Annotated in this window: 13 protein-coding genes and 2 pseudogenes; 13 read left to right on the forward strand and 2 right to left on the reverse strand. The window is 45.6% G+C overall.

All coding sequences use genetic code 11. The features are described 5' to 3' along the window. The first annotated feature begins 34 nt into the window (after positions 1 to 34). The 3 genes from AC58UU_RS12375 to AC58UU_RS12385 are packed head-to-tail and all read left to right on the forward strand — an operon-like array spanning position 35 to position 4,566. A complete protein-coding gene (locus AC58UU_RS12375; RefSeq protein ID WP_497315956.1) occupies positions 35 to 2,335 on the forward strand; it encodes a histidine kinase in 2,301 nt (766 codons plus the stop codon). A 4-nt stretch (positions 2,336 to 2,339) separates the two neighbouring features. Then, on the forward strand, positions 2,340 to 3,902 hold the full coding sequence (locus AC58UU_RS12380) for a DUF4118 domain-containing protein (protein ID WP_497315958.1): 1,563 nt from the start codon (positions 2,340 to 2,342) through the stop codon (positions 3,900 to 3,902). Then, positions 3,868 to 4,566 carry a response regulator gene (locus tag AC58UU_RS12385; RefSeq protein WP_497315960.1) on the forward strand — a complete coding sequence of 233 codons (699 nt, stop codon included), beginning with the start codon at positions 3,868 to 3,870 and terminating at the stop codon, positions 4,564 to 4,566. Before AC58UU_RS12380 ends, AC58UU_RS12385 begins: the two co-directional genes overlap by 35 nt. 60 nt (positions 4,567 to 4,626) lie before the next feature. Here the strand turns inward: AC58UU_RS12385 and AC58UU_RS12390 are convergent, their stop codons facing one another. Then, a complete protein-coding gene (locus tag AC58UU_RS12390; protein WP_497316248.1) occupies positions 4,627 to 5,052 on the reverse strand; it encodes a collagen-like protein in 426 nt (141 codons plus the stop codon). Between the two features lie 510 nt (positions 5,053 to 5,562). Here AC58UU_RS12390 and AC58UU_RS12395 point away from each other — a divergent pair. From AC58UU_RS12395 to AC58UU_RS12410, 4 genes and pseudogenes are all read left to right on the forward strand, one after another. After that, a complete protein-coding gene (locus tag AC58UU_RS12395) occupies positions 5,563 to 6,588 on the forward strand; it encodes an HD-GYP domain-containing protein (protein ID WP_497315962.1) in 1,026 nt (341 codons plus the stop codon). A 48-nt stretch (positions 6,589 to 6,636) separates the two neighbouring features. After that, on the forward strand, positions 6,637 to 6,951 hold the full coding sequence (locus AC58UU_RS12400; protein WP_497315964.1) for a helix-turn-helix domain-containing protein: 315 nt from the start codon (positions 6,637 to 6,639) through the stop codon (positions 6,949 to 6,951). An 812-nt stretch (positions 6,952 to 7,763) separates the two neighbouring features. Next, a pseudogene (locus AC58UU_RS12405) lies at positions 7,764 to 8,066 on the forward strand (S-layer homology domain-containing protein); the annotation flags it as partial. A gap of 158 nt (positions 8,067 to 8,224) precedes the next feature. Further along, positions 8,225 to 8,323 (forward strand): hypothetical protein, encoded by a 99-nt coding sequence (locus tag AC58UU_RS12410; RefSeq protein WP_497316250.1) that lies wholly within the window; start codon positions 8,225 to 8,227, stop codon positions 8,321 to 8,323. Positions 8,324 to 8,410: 87 nt separating this feature from the next. On the opposite strand, the gene AC58UU_RS12415 is transcribed toward AC58UU_RS12410, so the two are convergent. Continuing rightward, positions 8,411 to 10,384 carry an apiosidase-like domain-containing protein gene (locus AC58UU_RS12415; RefSeq protein WP_497315966.1) on the reverse strand — a complete coding sequence of 658 codons (1,974 nt, stop codon included), beginning with the start codon at positions 10,382 to 10,384 and terminating at the stop codon, positions 8,411 to 8,413. A gap of 152 nt (positions 10,385 to 10,536) precedes the next feature. On the opposite strand from AC58UU_RS12415, the pseudogene AC58UU_RS12420 reads away from it, so the two are divergent. The 6 genes and pseudogenes from AC58UU_RS12420 to AC58UU_RS12445 all read left to right on the forward strand — a co-directional run. Beyond that, positions 10,537 to 10,701 (forward strand): annotated as a pseudogene (locus tag AC58UU_RS12420) (IS3 family transposase); the annotation flags it as partial. A 153-nt stretch (positions 10,702 to 10,854) separates the two neighbouring features. Beyond that, positions 10,855 to 11,865: an LCP family protein gene (locus AC58UU_RS12425; RefSeq protein WP_497315968.1), complete on the forward strand. Its 1,011-nt coding sequence runs from the start codon at positions 10,855 to 10,857 to the stop codon at positions 11,863 to 11,865. 165 nt (positions 11,866 to 12,030) lie between these two features. Further along, positions 12,031 to 12,834 carry a glucose-1-phosphate cytidylyltransferase gene (gene rfbF / locus AC58UU_RS12430; RefSeq protein WP_497315970.1) on the forward strand — a complete coding sequence of 268 codons (804 nt, stop codon included), beginning with the start codon at positions 12,031 to 12,033 and terminating at the stop codon, positions 12,832 to 12,834. Continuing rightward, entirely contained in the window at positions 12,824 to 13,909 is a 1,086-nt protein-coding gene (gene rfbG, locus AC58UU_RS12435) for a CDP-glucose 4,6-dehydratase (RefSeq protein WP_497315972.1), read from the forward strand. Before rfbF ends, rfbG begins: the two co-directional genes overlap by 11 nt. Then, a complete protein-coding gene (locus AC58UU_RS12440) occupies positions 13,906 to 14,781 on the forward strand; it encodes an NAD-dependent epimerase/dehydratase family protein (RefSeq protein WP_497315974.1) in 876 nt (291 codons plus the stop codon). Before rfbG ends, AC58UU_RS12440 begins: the two co-directional genes overlap by 4 nt. After that, positions 14,778 to 15,800 (forward strand): NAD-dependent epimerase/dehydratase family protein, encoded by a 1,023-nt coding sequence (locus tag AC58UU_RS12445; protein WP_497315976.1) that lies wholly within the window; start codon positions 14,778 to 14,780, stop codon positions 15,798 to 15,800. The genes AC58UU_RS12440 and AC58UU_RS12445 overlap by 4 nt, the downstream gene beginning before the upstream one ends. The last annotated feature ends 11 nt before the right edge of the window (positions 15,801 to 15,811 follow it).

Consider the following 15,811-nt stretch of genomic DNA (forward strand, 5'->3'; position numbering starts at 1 on the left):
TGCACATTTTAGGGAGAAGGGAGAATGTTGCCATTTGGATGGTTTCAAAAGAAAAACACCGGAAGAAATCCTATTATCCATCTCTAAACTGCACCGCGGCAGTTTTAAAATATATATCGGCGCAGTCAGCGGTTCTGGGAAAACCTATCACATGCTGCGTGAAGGGCAGAACCTTAAGCAGCAAGGGATCGATGTAGTTATTTGCGCCGTATCGACGCTCCAAAGACCGGAAACCGTGGAACAATTGGGGGATTTGGAAAGGGTCCCGAGCATTCATTGGATAAAAGACGGTGTTGATCAAAAGGATCTGAATTTAGATGCGCTACTCGAACGAAATCCGGAGGTTGTCCTCGTAGACGGATTAGCTCATTGTAATCGAGAAGGCGCACGTTTTCCGTCACGGTTAGACGATATCAAGTTTTTACTCTCACATGACATTAGTGTCATTACAACGGTGAATGTGTATGAGTTGGAAGAAGCAATGGAAATTGCTCATAAACTGACAGGCATTGAAGTGGGACCGTGTGTTCCCGCCGATACGTTAGAACTAGCTGATGAGGTTAGATTAATTGACGCAACGCCGGAAACGATTTTGAATCGACTGGAAGAAGGCCATTTAAAGGGGAATAAAGATTCAGCCGTATTTAAACGCGGTAATTTGGGTGTGCTGCGTGAGTTGGCCCTCCGTCTCGTTGCGGAGGATGTTAACGACTCGTTGGAAGAACATCGCGAACAAATGGGGTTCCTGGGTCCATCGGGAGCTACAGAACGCATTCTTGTCACAACGCAGTATCACTGGAACGGTTCTATCTACGTGCGTAGAGGACAACAGATCGCTAAGCGATTGAATGGTGATCTGCATGTGGTTACACTGCGTAATTTCAATAAACCGCTCACCAAAGAAGCGGCCACTTTTCGCAGGTCTATTATGAAGCTTGTCCAAAAAGTAGGCGGCAAATTTGAAGAGCTGCCTTTTCGGAACCGTCGCAGTATCCCTCAAATATTGGTCGACTATGCGATAGCTCATCATGTAACACGCATTGTATTAGGTCATTCTAAGCAAACCCAATGGCAAACTTTGATACAAGGCTCAGTCATCAATGGCGTGTTAAAAAGAACTAAAAATATCGATGTGTTCTTGATTGCTGATCGTGCTTCTCAGGAGGGTGAGCGCATTCTGCCTGCCCATATCCATTCGCTGAAGGAACCCTATAAATATAAACGATTGAGTAAACAAGAAGTAGAGGCGAAAATTGAAAAAATTAAACGAGGTAGATTTAAAGTCTATATTGGAGCTGCCCCAGGTGTCGGCAAAACGTATACGATGCTGCGGGAGGGCAACGATCTGCTCAAAAAGGGAATTGATGTGAAGATTGGCCTACTCGAAACCCATGGAAGAAAAGAGACTGTCGCACAGATTTGCGAACTCGAAGTCATACCGCGAGCAGAAATTCAGTATCAAGGTGTAAAGCTGGAGGAAATGGATACAGAAGGTATCATACTTCGTAGACCTGAAGTTGTTTTGGTTGATGAATTAGCCCATTCGAATGTACCTAGCAGTAAGCATAAAAAACGGTATGAAGATGTGCTGGAAATTCTGGAAGCGGGCATATCGGTCATTGCAACCGTTAATGTGCAGCACTTGGAAAGCTTAAATGATGCCGTGGAGCAAATTACGGGTATTCGGGTTCGGGAAACTGTTCCCGACAGTATTCTTCGCATGGCGGATGAAGTGCAGTTAATCGATGTTGCCCCAGCGGCCTTACAGCATCGCATGAGAGATGGTAAAATTTATGCGATGGTAAAGGTGGACCAAGCGTTGAACAATTTCTTTAAAACGGGGAATCTAATCGCTTTACGGGAACTCGCGCTGCGCGAAATCGCTGATGATGTAGATGAACGTCTAGAATCTATGGAGCGTAAGAGCTCACTTCGCGGCCCATGGCGAAGAAAAGAAGTGATTTACGTGTGCGTCACGGAAATCTCACAAGCCGACCGCTTAATTCGTCGCGGATTTCGGATTGCGCATCGACTTAAAGCAACTTGGCATGTAAGCTTTATTGCGGTGGGAGGCGCTGAGGAGTGGAAGCAAAAGCTAGAGTCATTAGAGAAGCTGACCATAAGGCTCGGAGGCGAGTTTTCATATCAAGAGGTAGTTAATCGCAACCAAGTCCCGCAGGTGTTTGCTTTCAAAGCAAGTGAGGCGGGAGCGACTCAAATTATTGTGTGGAAAGACGCTATTGTCAAAAAGCTTGTGCCGCTTGCTAGTACAATGGATGTGCTGATTGTTGCTGATTATGAGACGTGGCAAACATCGGGAAATAAGGTAAAATGAAACTATGGTGAATAAAACAAATGAATTTGTAAGCTGGAAATCTTACATTAATACAGCTCTATTTATTGCTGCTGTAACCTTATTTCTAAAAGCATTTGGCCCTTTTTTTGGTCTGGTTAACATTGCCCTTCTATATCTATTTCCTGTTCTTTTTAGTGCTGTTCGATGGGGGAGGGGACCCTCATTTTTTGCTGCGGGAATGGGGGTTTTATCGTTTGATTTCTTGTTTGTGCCTCCCACTTTTAGTCTTTCGGTTTCAGATCTGCGTTATTTGATATCGTTTATTGTTTTTTTATCAGTTGCAGCCCTAACGGCAAACTTGGCTTCTAAACTGCGGAGTCAAATCCATCAAGCGCAGCAGAGAGAAGCGAGTACGGCAGCTCTGTATGCATTAAGTCGTAAGATTACTGCTATTTCCGACTTAGATGTACTACTAAATCAGATTGTTCAGCATGTTTCCGATACGCTTGATGCTAAGGCTGCTATCATTTTACCAAACCAATTGGGTGAACAGCAGTTGGAAGCCTACTCCAAGGATGGCGGGGTTTGGGCCAGTGATGAATCTCACCTGTCTATCGCCGCATGGGTGAATAAAAATAATTCCATTGCGGGTCGAGGGACTCTTACATTGGGGGAATCATCGGATCTGCATGTCCCATTAGCTACGGATCAGCAGGTCCATGGCGTGCTTGCTGTTCATGTGGGCGATAGAAATTTGTCAGATATGCCGGAACTTATTCGAATCATCGAAGCGCTCTCCGATCTTGTGGCCGTTGCGATATCTCGCGTAAAACTCGCGAATGAAGCCAAGGTGGCGCAATTAACGGCAGAATCGGAGAAGCTGCGTACCGCGCTGCTGGACTCGCTTTCACATGAATTGCGAACACCTCTGGCAACCATCATTGGTTCCGTTACCGGACTTCTAGAAGGGGAAGACGTCTTCGGTCCTGAAGATCGACGAGAGTTATTACTAACAACTCGTGAGGGAGCTACCCGGATGAACCGGTTAGTAGGCAATTTACTGGGGATGGTTCGGATTGAGAGCGGCATGCTGCGTTTAAATAAACAGTGGTGTGGGATAGAGGATATTGTAGGTGTTGCGCTTACGCAATTGAACGATGCTTTGCTGCACAGAAAAGTAAACATACGTTTTGCGTCAGATCTTCCATCGGTACCTCTAGACGAAGTTCTTATTGAACAGGTGTTGATTAATGTGATCAGTAATGCCATTAAGTATTCGCCTGATGGAAGTGAAATTGTGATTGAAGCGGATCACAACCAAGACATGCTTGATTTGACCATCAAGGATGAGGGTGCAGGCATTGCTTCAGCTGATTTGGAGCGGGTATTTGAGAAATTTTATAGAGGCCATTTAACCAAACATATCCCAGGAACAGGGCTAGGACTTGCGATCTGCAAAAGCATTGTGGAAGCACATGGCGGCCATATTGCAGCTATGATGAATGGGAATCGAGGAACGGCTATTCGGATAAGCTTGCCTTTACAATTCGCTGAGAAAGACGGGGATAGGAATGACAACCACAGGGGCGAAGATCTTAATCATTGATGATGAACCACAAATTCGAAAATTACTGCGCGTCACACTAACCGCACACGGCTTTGAAGCAGCAGAAGCTTCTACCGGTCAAGAAGGCTTGCTGCAGGCCACAATGGTTCGTCCAGATCTTATAGTCTTAGATCTAGGATTGCCTGATATGACGGGCATGGAAGTGCTAGCGCATATCCGTGAGTGGTCGCAGGTGCCCATTATTATTCTTACGGCTCAAGACCAGGAGCAAGATAAAGTTGCTGCATTGGATCGCGGCGCTGACGATTATGTAACGAAGCCGTTTGGCATGGGCGAATTTATGGCCCGTATGCGAGTTGCCTTACGGCATATCGCCAAGACGCAAGATGAACCGGTGTTGAGACTGGGTCATTTAGTTATTGATTTATCTCAACGTAGTGTAGAGCTAAATGATGAGAAACTCAAATTAACACCGACCGAATACGATTTGTTGAAGGTACTCGCCCTGAATGCTGGACGAGTGATGACTCATAAACAATTGCTCAAACAAGTTTGGGGCGGTCAGCAGTATGAATCAGACAGCCAATACTTGAGAGTATATGTCGGTCATCTGAGGAAAAAGATTGAAGTGGACCCGACAAGACCGAAGTATATCCTAACGGAGCCTGGGATCGGATACCGCTTTGCTTGGCAGGAAGGTTGAAAAGAAAAAAGGCTGTTATTCCCTTGATGAGAATAACAGCCCTTTTCTTATTTCCTTATTTTAGCAAATAAATGAGTCGATGAAGCGTAAATCGACACCGAAATACAACCAAGAGAACCCAGTCCAACGGAAGCCTGCGATTGAATTGCGTCCGACAAAAATAGGGAAATACCAGAACTGTTGACCGTTGCTGAGCCAGACATAAGTAAAATTAAACAAGCAGCGGGAAATAGCGCCCGGGTCTACGGCATAAGCGGAGACACCTTCTGCTGTAAACGGCTTCTGCGGTGTATAAGCTGGAGGTGGGGAAGTGGGGGCTTGCCCGCCTCCTTGCGGTTGCCCAGGGAAGCCGGGTTGCCCAGGAAAGCCAGGCTGCCCAGGAAAGCCGGGTTGTCCGGGAAAGCCAGGTTGCCCGGGAAAGCCAGGTTGCCCAGGAAAGCCAGGTTGCCCAGGGAAGCCAGGCTGCCCGGGAAAGCCAGGAGACATGCCAGATCCGGGGAAGCCAGGTTGCCCAGGTTGCCCAGGAAGCCCAGGGAATCCCGGAAGTCCGAACATGCCGCCTAAGCCGCGGGGATCGTAAGCAGGCACCCAAGCGTAAGATTGCGGTACAGCATAGCCGTATGGATAAGGAACAGCTTGTGGATATGAATCAGGATAGGACTGTTCCGTAGTTTCAGGCTGTAATAATTCAGTTTCCAATTCACGAAGCTCTTGTTTGTTGTCTGAAGCCATTGCGTAATTTCCTCCTTAGGTAAAAGCGGATTAGTCGATACTTACTATATGCAGCAGAGTAGACGGATGTCACGATGTGGATTTAGCGTCAAGTGAACGTAATAAGCAGATCAATAGTCCTACTTTTTATTTATTCTAGGAATGGAATAGGTTATTCATCCTACATATTCCAAAAAAATATGGGATTTCGACCCATAGATTGTACTAATTTTGTCGTATATAATTGAAATTGGTTATATTTTGAAATAATTGGAGCGAGCTTTATTGAGAGAACTATTGGGTAAGATGTTGAAATACGATGTGACAACAAGCCATGGACTTGTCTTAGTACCAAGTCAATCGGTTCTCAATCAAGAGCATTTGGATTTATTTCGGCAGCATCGCATTGACTTTATGGGTATCATTACGACAACCATGCATGAGCATAAGCTTGATTCTGTATCCCCACCGGATTCTTCTGAGCTTCTTGTCCAAAAAGCTTCGCAATATGCCAAGGACTTATTCGAGCGTATTCAATCGCAGAAGAAGATTCCACTGCTGGAAATCAAGAATGATTTGATTCCTATTGTTCAGCAGGCTGCTGAGAACCCCGATTTATTTCAATTGTTTCAAGCTGTCAAAGCGAAGGATGAGTATACACATCAACACAATATTGGTGTAGGCATACTTTCAACGTTGATTGGTAAATGGTTAAATTGGGCTGATAATGAAGTGGCGTTATTATCGCTGGCAGCTACAATGCATGATGTTGGTAAGATCAAGATTTCACAAGAGATTCTATTGAAGCCGGGGAAATTAACCTCTGAAGAGTACGACGAAATAAAGCGCCATACGATTCTAGGCTATAATATGCTTAAGGAAACGGTAGGGATTAACTATAGAGTAGCTCTAGTTGCCCTACAGCATCATGAGCGGGCAGATGGCACTGGATACCCCTTGCAATTAAAGGATAGCCAGTTGGATCGAATGAGCCGAATTGTTGCCGTTGCCGATGTCTTTCACGCGATGTCATCGAAGAGGCCTTATCACGAAATGATGCCCTTTTACGAGGTTGTAAGTCGGATGAGGAAAGGGTTTTTCGGAGAATTGGACCCCCACGTTGTGTCTGTATTTCTGACCAATATCATACAGAATTTGATCGGCAGGACAGTGAAGCTAACCGATGGACGTTGGGGAGAAGTCGTTTATATTAATCCTACGGATGATACGAACCCGCTTGTTAAGATTGACGAGTCATTTCTAGATCTAAGTCGAGAAAGACATATCCATATAAGTGAAGTTGTAATATGAGAGATTGTTTGACAATCAATTAGACATATATATAAAGGAAGTTATCGGATGACAAATAGGTTGATTACGGAACATGAAAGTTACGTAAATGTGGAGCTAACCAAAGAACCTGAGCTGGTTTTTCATCAGTTTTTTGCGAATTACGGCCTTACACAGCGTGAATCGGAAATTCTTTCTCTACTTGTTACCCATGGATACACCAACCGTGAGATTGCTGAAAGTTGTTTCATCAGTGAGAAAACTGTAAAAATACATCTGGCTAATATTATGAGCAAAATTGGTATAGGCTCGATGCGGAAGCTGCTTGCGATGCTTCTGCAGCAGGTTCTATTTGTCTCGAGAATTACGAGTGAGCCCAAGTAATGTATCATCCGATAGGTATCAATTAACGAACTATGAGAAGGGCTTCTGAATAAGAAGGCCTTCTTTTTTAGTGCGCCTAGCATGGGTGCTATCTTGGGTTCAAGTCCCAATTGGTGAAGGCAGTAGTAACCACTAGCTTAAGACAAGGGTGTCCACCGCGAGGTGGAATCTGAAGGAAGTCGGCGGCAAATCTCCGGTCTGAGGAACACGAATCACATATAAGGTTAGCATTCGTTGGATGAGGCTGCTGAACAAGTCAAAGTCCATACTGCCGAAGGCGAATGAAAGTAAATGTGGCAGATAGATGGAGAGGAAGATAGCGTTCGTACCTGGGGAGATCTGTACGGAATGCGGAACAACCTCCGTAACCTTGCTTGTGAAAGTAGGATGAACGTATAGAAGTCAGCGGAAGCCATAGTACGAAGCGTGTTGCAACACGAGCGGAAGGGCTGAACATGAAATAGGTATTTGTGCATCAAGGCGTTCAAGATGAGTGATGAAAGCAGAAAATCCGAAAGGACCTGTTTGAAGAAGGAAGCGGTGAATCCGTGTGGGGCTTCGGCAGGGCACAGTTCATCTCTGGCATAAGAGGAAGGTACAAATCACGTAAGGAGTTGCAGGAAAAAAATGCTAGAGCAATTACTGTCTCGGGAAAATCTCTTTGAAGCATTAAAGCGTGTGGTAACGAACAAAGGAAGCCACGGATGGATGTATCCACCGGAACATGGACATTCCAAGGAGGATCTATTGGGTCGAGCGGTCAGGTGACGCTGGAGTTGGCACATTTCTCCGAATACGCAGTCTTCACAGGGATGAAGACATTCGCTGATATCTCGTCCCATTGGGCGCGGAAGGATATTGAATCTCTTGCGGCCAAACAAATCGTATTTGGTTTAACGAATGATCAGTTTGGTCCATCGGGTGAAGTTAAACGCTCCGAATTCGCCGTCATGCTGGCACGTGCATTCAAGGTTAAGGCTGTCGATGGAAAGCTTCCATTCGATGACGTTGCTGAACAGGCATGGTATCACGATGGAATAAAGGCTGCGTATCAAGCGGGGTGGATCCAAGGTGTTAGTGAAGCCCATTTTGATCCGAATGCTCGCATCACCCGAGAACAAATGGCGGTAATGATCATGAAAGCGTACAAGTATGCAAAGAAAAATAGCCTTACGCAAGAAGAACTGACTAAAGAACTACCACCATTTAAGGATGTATCCAATATTAGTACTGGGCAATATCATTTGTTCGTGAGGCCTTTGCGAAAGAGATCATCAATGGCATGGATGGAAGCTTCAATCCTAATCAGTATGCTGATCGTACACAGGCTGCTGCAATGATAAACAGGCTAATCAAATTGAGCATCCAATAAGATTTGCTTGGATCAAGGTAATAAGTAAAAAAGCTCACCACATCCGGAAAAGGATGTGGTGAGCTTTTTTATTTAGCAGTAACAGTTTCATTCGTTTTCTGGATAGTTTTTCGAACTATCATCCAGGACTAGAACCCAATCGTTGTCCCTACCCTTTGATGAAGGTGTGAATGACATTTTTCCAGTGTTTGGAAAGTCATCAATTAGCGTATAAACACCGGTTCTTGGATTATACCAATGAGCAGTCACGGTATCTCCAGATATCTTACCCATATTTACGCTGAAAGACTGTCCCGTAGAGCTGTAAATAAAAGCATAGTCATCTCCTCGAGTTCCCAATATCTTATTAGCACCAGCTAAATCATCAGCAATTAAGGATTGATCGGGAATTCTGGCAAGCATTGGCCTTGCTTCAATTAGCTCCTTAAGCCATTTCATCGTAGTACGGCCTTCATCATGGATAGCCTTAGTCCAGTTGGTAGACACGTTAATTGTTGGATCTCTATCCGCCTCATATAATTGCCAAATGCTATTATGGCCATATGTATGACCAAAAGCACCCGTAAACAAGGACCAATAAGCAGCTTGTCTTGTGTCGTATGCGTCAAATCTGCCATTATCTAAATTGAAATTGATGGGGAGATGCTCGTACCTAGGTTCGATATCTATGGTTGGCTTGATTTTATCCTTCGAGTAGTCTGTTTTAGTTAAATTAAAATTCGCATAGTTCCTCGAAGGATGACCCGATTGATAACTATTAAAATCTAACCAAGCATCATCATGGAAATATTCAGAAGACGATTTACCGCCCCAGGGATGATACGTTTTAATTTGTGTGCCTCCGCCAGAGTCTAGACCATTTGCCATATTGCGGATGATAGTTAATTTTTCATGGGAATCCGGTATGCGATCCCCACCGAGCACCCAAATGATATTATCTTTCTCCGAATATCTTTGACCAAGCCATTTACCGTACTCAGCAGCATTCGCTGCGTTGAAAATTGGATCCGCTTTTTGCCCTTTGTTTTCCCATAAGTAGCTGCCCCAACTTGGCAGAAATGCCACATAAATTCCAAGAGATTCAGCAGTATCGATAATATAATCAATATGATCCCAATAGTCGTATTCCGAATCAAGGTTCGGGTTGTTACCAACTGTAATAGCTGGGTTAGTAGGATTCTTGTCGGTTAAAGGCAGATCGCCATAAGCATTGGGTTCCGTTAAACCATCGAGTTCGGCTAGAGCAACAAATTGTATGACATTGAACCCATGGTCAGCAGCGCTTTGTAAATAAATGCGGACCTCGTTCCGATCTAATCTATGCGCTAATTCCCAAGCAGTATCACCTAACCAGAAGAAAGGAGTGTTATCTGTTTTTGTTAGAAACCTACCGCTGGAACTTACCTTAAGCCTCGAAATAGACTCATTATGGGGAAGTTGAGGTTGTATATGATTATTTGGTATGTAGTTAGAAGCTGCATCGATCGCGACAATGGCTTCCGCTCGTGTTATTAATGCACGAGGCTGGAATTTCCCGCCTGGATACCCCTGCATAATTTGAGTTTCAACAAGGGAGGAAACCGCTGTCTGGGCCCAAGTTGCAATCTCCTCGTGGTCTGACAACTTAGACAAGTCCCTTTCTTGAGATCCCTCGAGATTTAAAATCTGGTTAAGCATAACAGCAACTTCTTGCCGTGTTGCCGAGCGGTCCGGTGAAACTTGATTGGATGATTCGCCCTTCAAATAGCCCGCTTTGTAAGCAATTGCAATCTGTTGATAAGCCCAATGATCATTTGGCAAATCCGTGAACGCAAGAGATTCAGCAGCGGAAGTGAGATGGAAAGCTTGATTAACGAAGGCTGAGAACTCGGCACGCGTAACATAGTCATTGGGGCGGACACCACCATCATTAACATTTGGAATCCACTCGGAATCTACCCATCTTTGTAAAGTAGTCTCCGCCCAATGATTCTCTATATCCAGAGGGCGATTAGCGGAAACACAAGATAGCGAGGATAGAAATAGGGTTACAACAAGTATCAAACTGAGTGTAGTACGCAAAGCTCTCACTCCTTTTTTAATCAAGATACACTTTGTATCTTAATTATTTTACCAATTAACCAACAGGCAAGTCAAATCTGCAGTAATGTGATGTGGCAGAGAGCGAGCTGAAGGTTCAAGGCAAAAATTCCATAAATCGCACGAGGGAAACTTATCGTAAGGCAGCTAAGGCTACGCTGGAACATCGAACTTGCCCGAATCTACTTAAGCGTCAATTTGACCAAGGCGAGCCGGAAAAGGTCATGCTAACCGACATCACCTATCTTCACTATGGAAACGGTCAGAAAGCCTATCTATCGTGTGTGAAAGACGGATCTAGGTGATCAGAAGGAATGAACTTTGTAAATATTCTATTGACTGAATCCAATTTGTATCATAAATTATAAGTTAGATACTAAATGTATCAAAAGTAATGTGGTTTTTATGATACAACTAGTATCATTAAATAGAGGATATAAGGATGTGTCATTATGAAACGTAAGGCACTATACACGGCAGGTTCCATCCTTGTTGGATTGATTTGCATTGGTGGGTACGTATATTGGAAATATGAGCCTAATCATCATTTCAAACAAATGGAAGTACCTGTTTTGAGTTTGCCAGTTGTCAACGTAGAACCGACTCCCCTACCATCGGGGCAAACTACAGAGCAAGATCAATCCCAAAATCAATCTTCTCCCGTGCCAGCGAAAATAACTAAAGCGTTTAATGTGTTGATTCTTGGCATTGATGCCAGGGGGGAGGAGAATTCCAGGTCGGATGTGATGATGGTGATGCACATTGTTCCGTCAGAACGTAAAGTTAACATCCTTTCAATTCCGAGAGATATTCGTGTCCATATTGAAGGGGTTGGTTTTACCAAAATTAACCATGCCCACATTCTTGGTGAATCCAGAGGAGGTAATGAAGAGGGAACTAAAGCTGCTATTCAAGCAGTCAGCGATTTTTTACAAGTACCGATCAATTATTATGTAAAAACAGATTTTAAAGGTTTTGAAAACTTTATCGACACCATTGGCGGTGTGGAAGTAGAGGTTAAAAACGATATTCAATTATCCAATAGCCATATAACGCTTTCCAAAGGAATTCAGCATATTGATGGTAAACTCGCACTGAGTTTGGCTAGAGAGCGTTATGCTTTTCCAGATGGCGATTTTGGCCGACAAACAGAACAATCAAACATTTTAAAGAATGTAGCTCAAGAAATATTAAAGCCCGAGCATATTGGTGAAATAGCTAATTTGCTTACGAAAGTGAAGAAGGATATTTTGGATACGAACTTTCATGACGATGACATTATCAGTTTAGCTTGGCTATTTAAGGGATTAACAACAGATGATTTTACCTACAAGCAAATTCCTGGACATAGCAGCTATGAGATGGATCCGCTTGTACAAGCGCGTTTATATTACTGGATTCCTGATAGGGATGAAGTGAAGAAGTTAAGCGATACTTTATTGAAGGATTTACCCGGTAGTTGAGTCTTATTCGAAAAGGAGCCAAACGCAGGAATTATTATTTTGGATAACCCAGTCTTGACATAGATACAATTTGTATCATAAAATGAGGTTGTTAGTGAGTGGAGACCGTTTTTTTTGATTTGATTGAAACAAATTGTATCATGTGGTGGGACGGGGAGGTAAACCATGAAAGTTGTCATTCTTGCCGGGGGGCTCGGCACACGCATCAGCGAAGAGTCGCATTTAAAGCCTAAACCGATGATCGAAATCGGAGGTAAGCCAATACTATGGCATATTATGAAGATTTATTCTGCTTACGGGTATAACGACTTTATTATTTGTCTCGGGTACAAAGGCTATTATATCAAAGAGTATTTTGCGCATTACTTCCTGCACGAGTCGAATGTGACCTTTGATTTCACCAACGAAAACAAGCAGGTCATACATAATCATTCCGCAGAGCCATGGCGGGTGACTTTAGTCGATACAGGCATGGATACGATGACGGGCGGCCGGGTCAAGCGGATTCAGCCTTATATCGGAAATGAGCCTTTTATGCTGACCTACGGGGATGGCGTATCCGATGTAAATATCCGGGAGTTGGTCTATGCCCACCAGCGCAGCGGCAAACTGGTAACTGTCACTTCCACGCAGCCAAGCGGCAGGTTCGGCGCTTTGGCTTTGAACGCAGAAAACGAGGTATTGGGCTTCGAGGAAAAGCCAAAAGGAGATGGCGCTTGGGTGAATGCCGGATTTTTCATCATGCAGCCGGAGGTGTTCGGCTATATTGACGATGACAGTACTACTCTTGAGAAAGAGCCGTTGGAAAGTCTGGCGCAAGATGGCGAGTTGGTCGCATACAAGCACAGCGGTTTTTGGCAGCCGATGGATACGCTTCGCGACAAAAATCATCTAGAGCAGTTGTGGACGACTGAGCAGGCGCCGTGGAAAATTTGGGATACACGGTTGGTGGCGGCCCATGGTCAATGAACGTTTTTGGCGTGGAAGAAAGGTGTTCGTCACCGGGCATACCGGCTTTAAGGGTTCTTGGCTGATCTTATGGCTGAAAGCCATGGGTGCAGAGGTGACCGGCTATGCGCTAGCTCCCTCCACATCCCCTAATATGTATGAGCTGTGCGGGATCGGTGAGCTTGTTAATTCGGTCATAGGTGATGTTAGAAACGCTTCTGCTTTGGCCCGCGCCATGAAGGAGACCCAGCCGGACGTCGTTTTCCATATGGCAGCGCAACCGCTTGTCCGTGAGTCGTACCGCATGCCTGCGGATACCTATGCCGTCAATGTGATGGGTACTGTCCATCTGCTTGAAGCGGTACGAGAATGCGGGTCTATCCAATGCGTTGTCAACGTCACGACCGATAAGTGCTATGAAAACCGGGAGTGGGCATGGGGCTACAGGGAGAACGAGCCGCTCGGCGGTTACGATCCGTACTCCAGCTCAAAAGCCTGCTCCGAGCTCGTCACCTCGTCGTACCGCAGTTCCTTTTTCCACCCGCGGGACTATGATTCTCATGGTGTGGCTGTAGCAACAGCACGCGCTGGCAATGTAATCGGTGGAGGCGACTGGTCGGTTGATCGGCTCATCCCGGACTCCGTCCGTTCCCTACTTGCTGGAGAAATGATACGCATCCGGCGTCCGCAGGCGATCCGTCCATGGCAGCATGTGCTGGAGCCGCTCAGTGGATATCTCCTGCTCGCTGAGAAGCTGGTGGAGGAAGGTCCCGTTTACGCTGACGCATGGAACTTCGGTCCGGGCGAGGCGGATGCGAAGCCGGTTGAGCAGATCGTTCAGTCGTTGTGTGGGAAATGGGGAGGCTTAGCCGGATACGAGATCGATGACGACCAGCATCCGCATGAAGCGCACTATCTGAAGCTTGATTGCTCCAAAGCAAGGCAGCAATTGGGCTGGTCATCCAAGTGGAGACTGGAGACAGCACTCGATAAAGTCGTTGAATGGGTACGGGCTTATGAAGGCGGGATGGACATGGCCAGATTCACTCAGCAGCAAATTCGAGATTATTTGCTAAGTCAAGGTGATTATATATGAAAATTGTCTTAACCGGCGCAACAGGCTATTTGGGCAGTTGGTTTGTTAGAGCACTCATCCGCGATGGCCACGATATCGTCATTGTAAAAAGGAGCTTCTCAAACACATCCAGAATCGATGATTTACTTCCGTACACCGCTATCCATGACTTGGATCATAGCCCGCTGGACGACCTGTTCGGTAAAAACGGGACGATCGATGCAGTGATTCATACGGCAACGAATTACGGACGCAATAACGAGCGTTTTAGCGAAACGTTTGAAGCGAATACCGGGTTCCCGATCCGACTTCTGGAAGCAGCCATCCGATACAAGGTGGACGCGTTTATCAATACGGACACGACACTGGATAAGTTTGTGAATCCTTACTCCATTTCCAAAAAGCAGTTCATGGAATGGGGAAGGCATCTCGCCGGCCAGAACAATACTCGCTTCATTAACATTCGGCTCGAGCACATGTACGGAGATGGCGACGATCCTTCTAAATTCACAACCCATGTTATTCAAAGCTGTAGGAACAATGTCCCAGAGTTGAAGCTTACCGAAGGCGTACAGAAGCGAGACTTTGTTTACATTGAAGATGTAATCTCTGCATACCGCATAATTCTGAAAAATCTTTTCAAGGTGACTGACGCCTATATGGAATACGAGCTCGGTAGCGGCGAAGCCGTATCCATTCGGGAGTTTGTAGAAACCGTTCACCGCTTAACCGACTCGAGAACGACCCTCCGCTTCGGTGCCGTGCCTTTCCGCGACAATGAAACGATGTTCTCGCAAGCTAAGTTGGACGCTTTAAAACATCTCGGCTGGTCGCCCAGCTTCAGCCTGGAAGAAGGTCTGCGAGAAACATTACGAGAGGAGATTATGAGATGAAGGTTTTGGTGACCGGTGGGTGCGGATTTCTTGGAAGCAACCTTGCAGCACAAGCGCTGCGGAGGGGGGATGAAGTCGTTATATTCGACAGTTTGTCCCGGAAAGGCACTGACTTGAATTTAAAGTGGCTTCAGGATCAGGGAGAAATCCGTTTCGTCCACGGCGATATACGCAATTCGAATGATGTAGTCATGCTAATCCAGGAGTGCAAGCCTGATGTCATTTTCCACCTCGTCGGTCAAGTTGCGATGACGACCTCGATCCGCAATCCGCGGCTAGATTTCGAAGTTAACGCACTTGGAACGTTGAACCTTCTGGAAGCGGTACGCAACTTCGCTTCTGAAGCGATAGTTATATACTCTTCAACAAACAAGGTATACGGTGATCTGGAGCAGTTCCGGTATGAAGAAAGCGACACCCGATATGTTTGCTTGGATAGGCCGAAAGGCTTCGACGAAAGTACGCCGCTAGAGTTTCATTCCCCATACGGCTGCTCTAAAGGTACGGCTGACCAGTATATGTTGGATTATGCTCGTATTTTCGGCTTGCGCACTGTCGTATTCCGGCACTCGTCCATGTATGGCGGACGGCAGTTCGCGACAGCGGATCAAGGCTGGGTTGGGTGGTTTTGCCAAAAAGCGGTTGAGGCCAGGAACGGTGCGGTAACTGAACCGTTCACGATTTCCGGCAGCGGTAAGCAGGTGCGGGATGTGCTGCATGCGGACGATATGGCCCGGCTCTACTACGCAGCGGTGGAACACATCGAACAGGCCAAAGGGCAGGCATTCAATATCGGGGGCGGCATGACCAATAGCTTGTCGCTGCTTGAGCTTTTTGCCATTCTCGAGGAGAAGGCCGAAACGAAGCTGAACTATAAGAAGCTGCCTCCTAGGGAAAGCGATCAGCGTATATTCGTCGCGGACATTTCAAAGGTGAGATCGATCTTAAATTGGGTGCCGAGAGTAACCGCGGTGCAGGGTGTCGTCGAGATGATGGAATGGGTACAAAACCTAATTTAATGGTAAGAAAA

This window comes from Paenibacillus sp. JT22N1 (genome assembly GCF_059692155.1).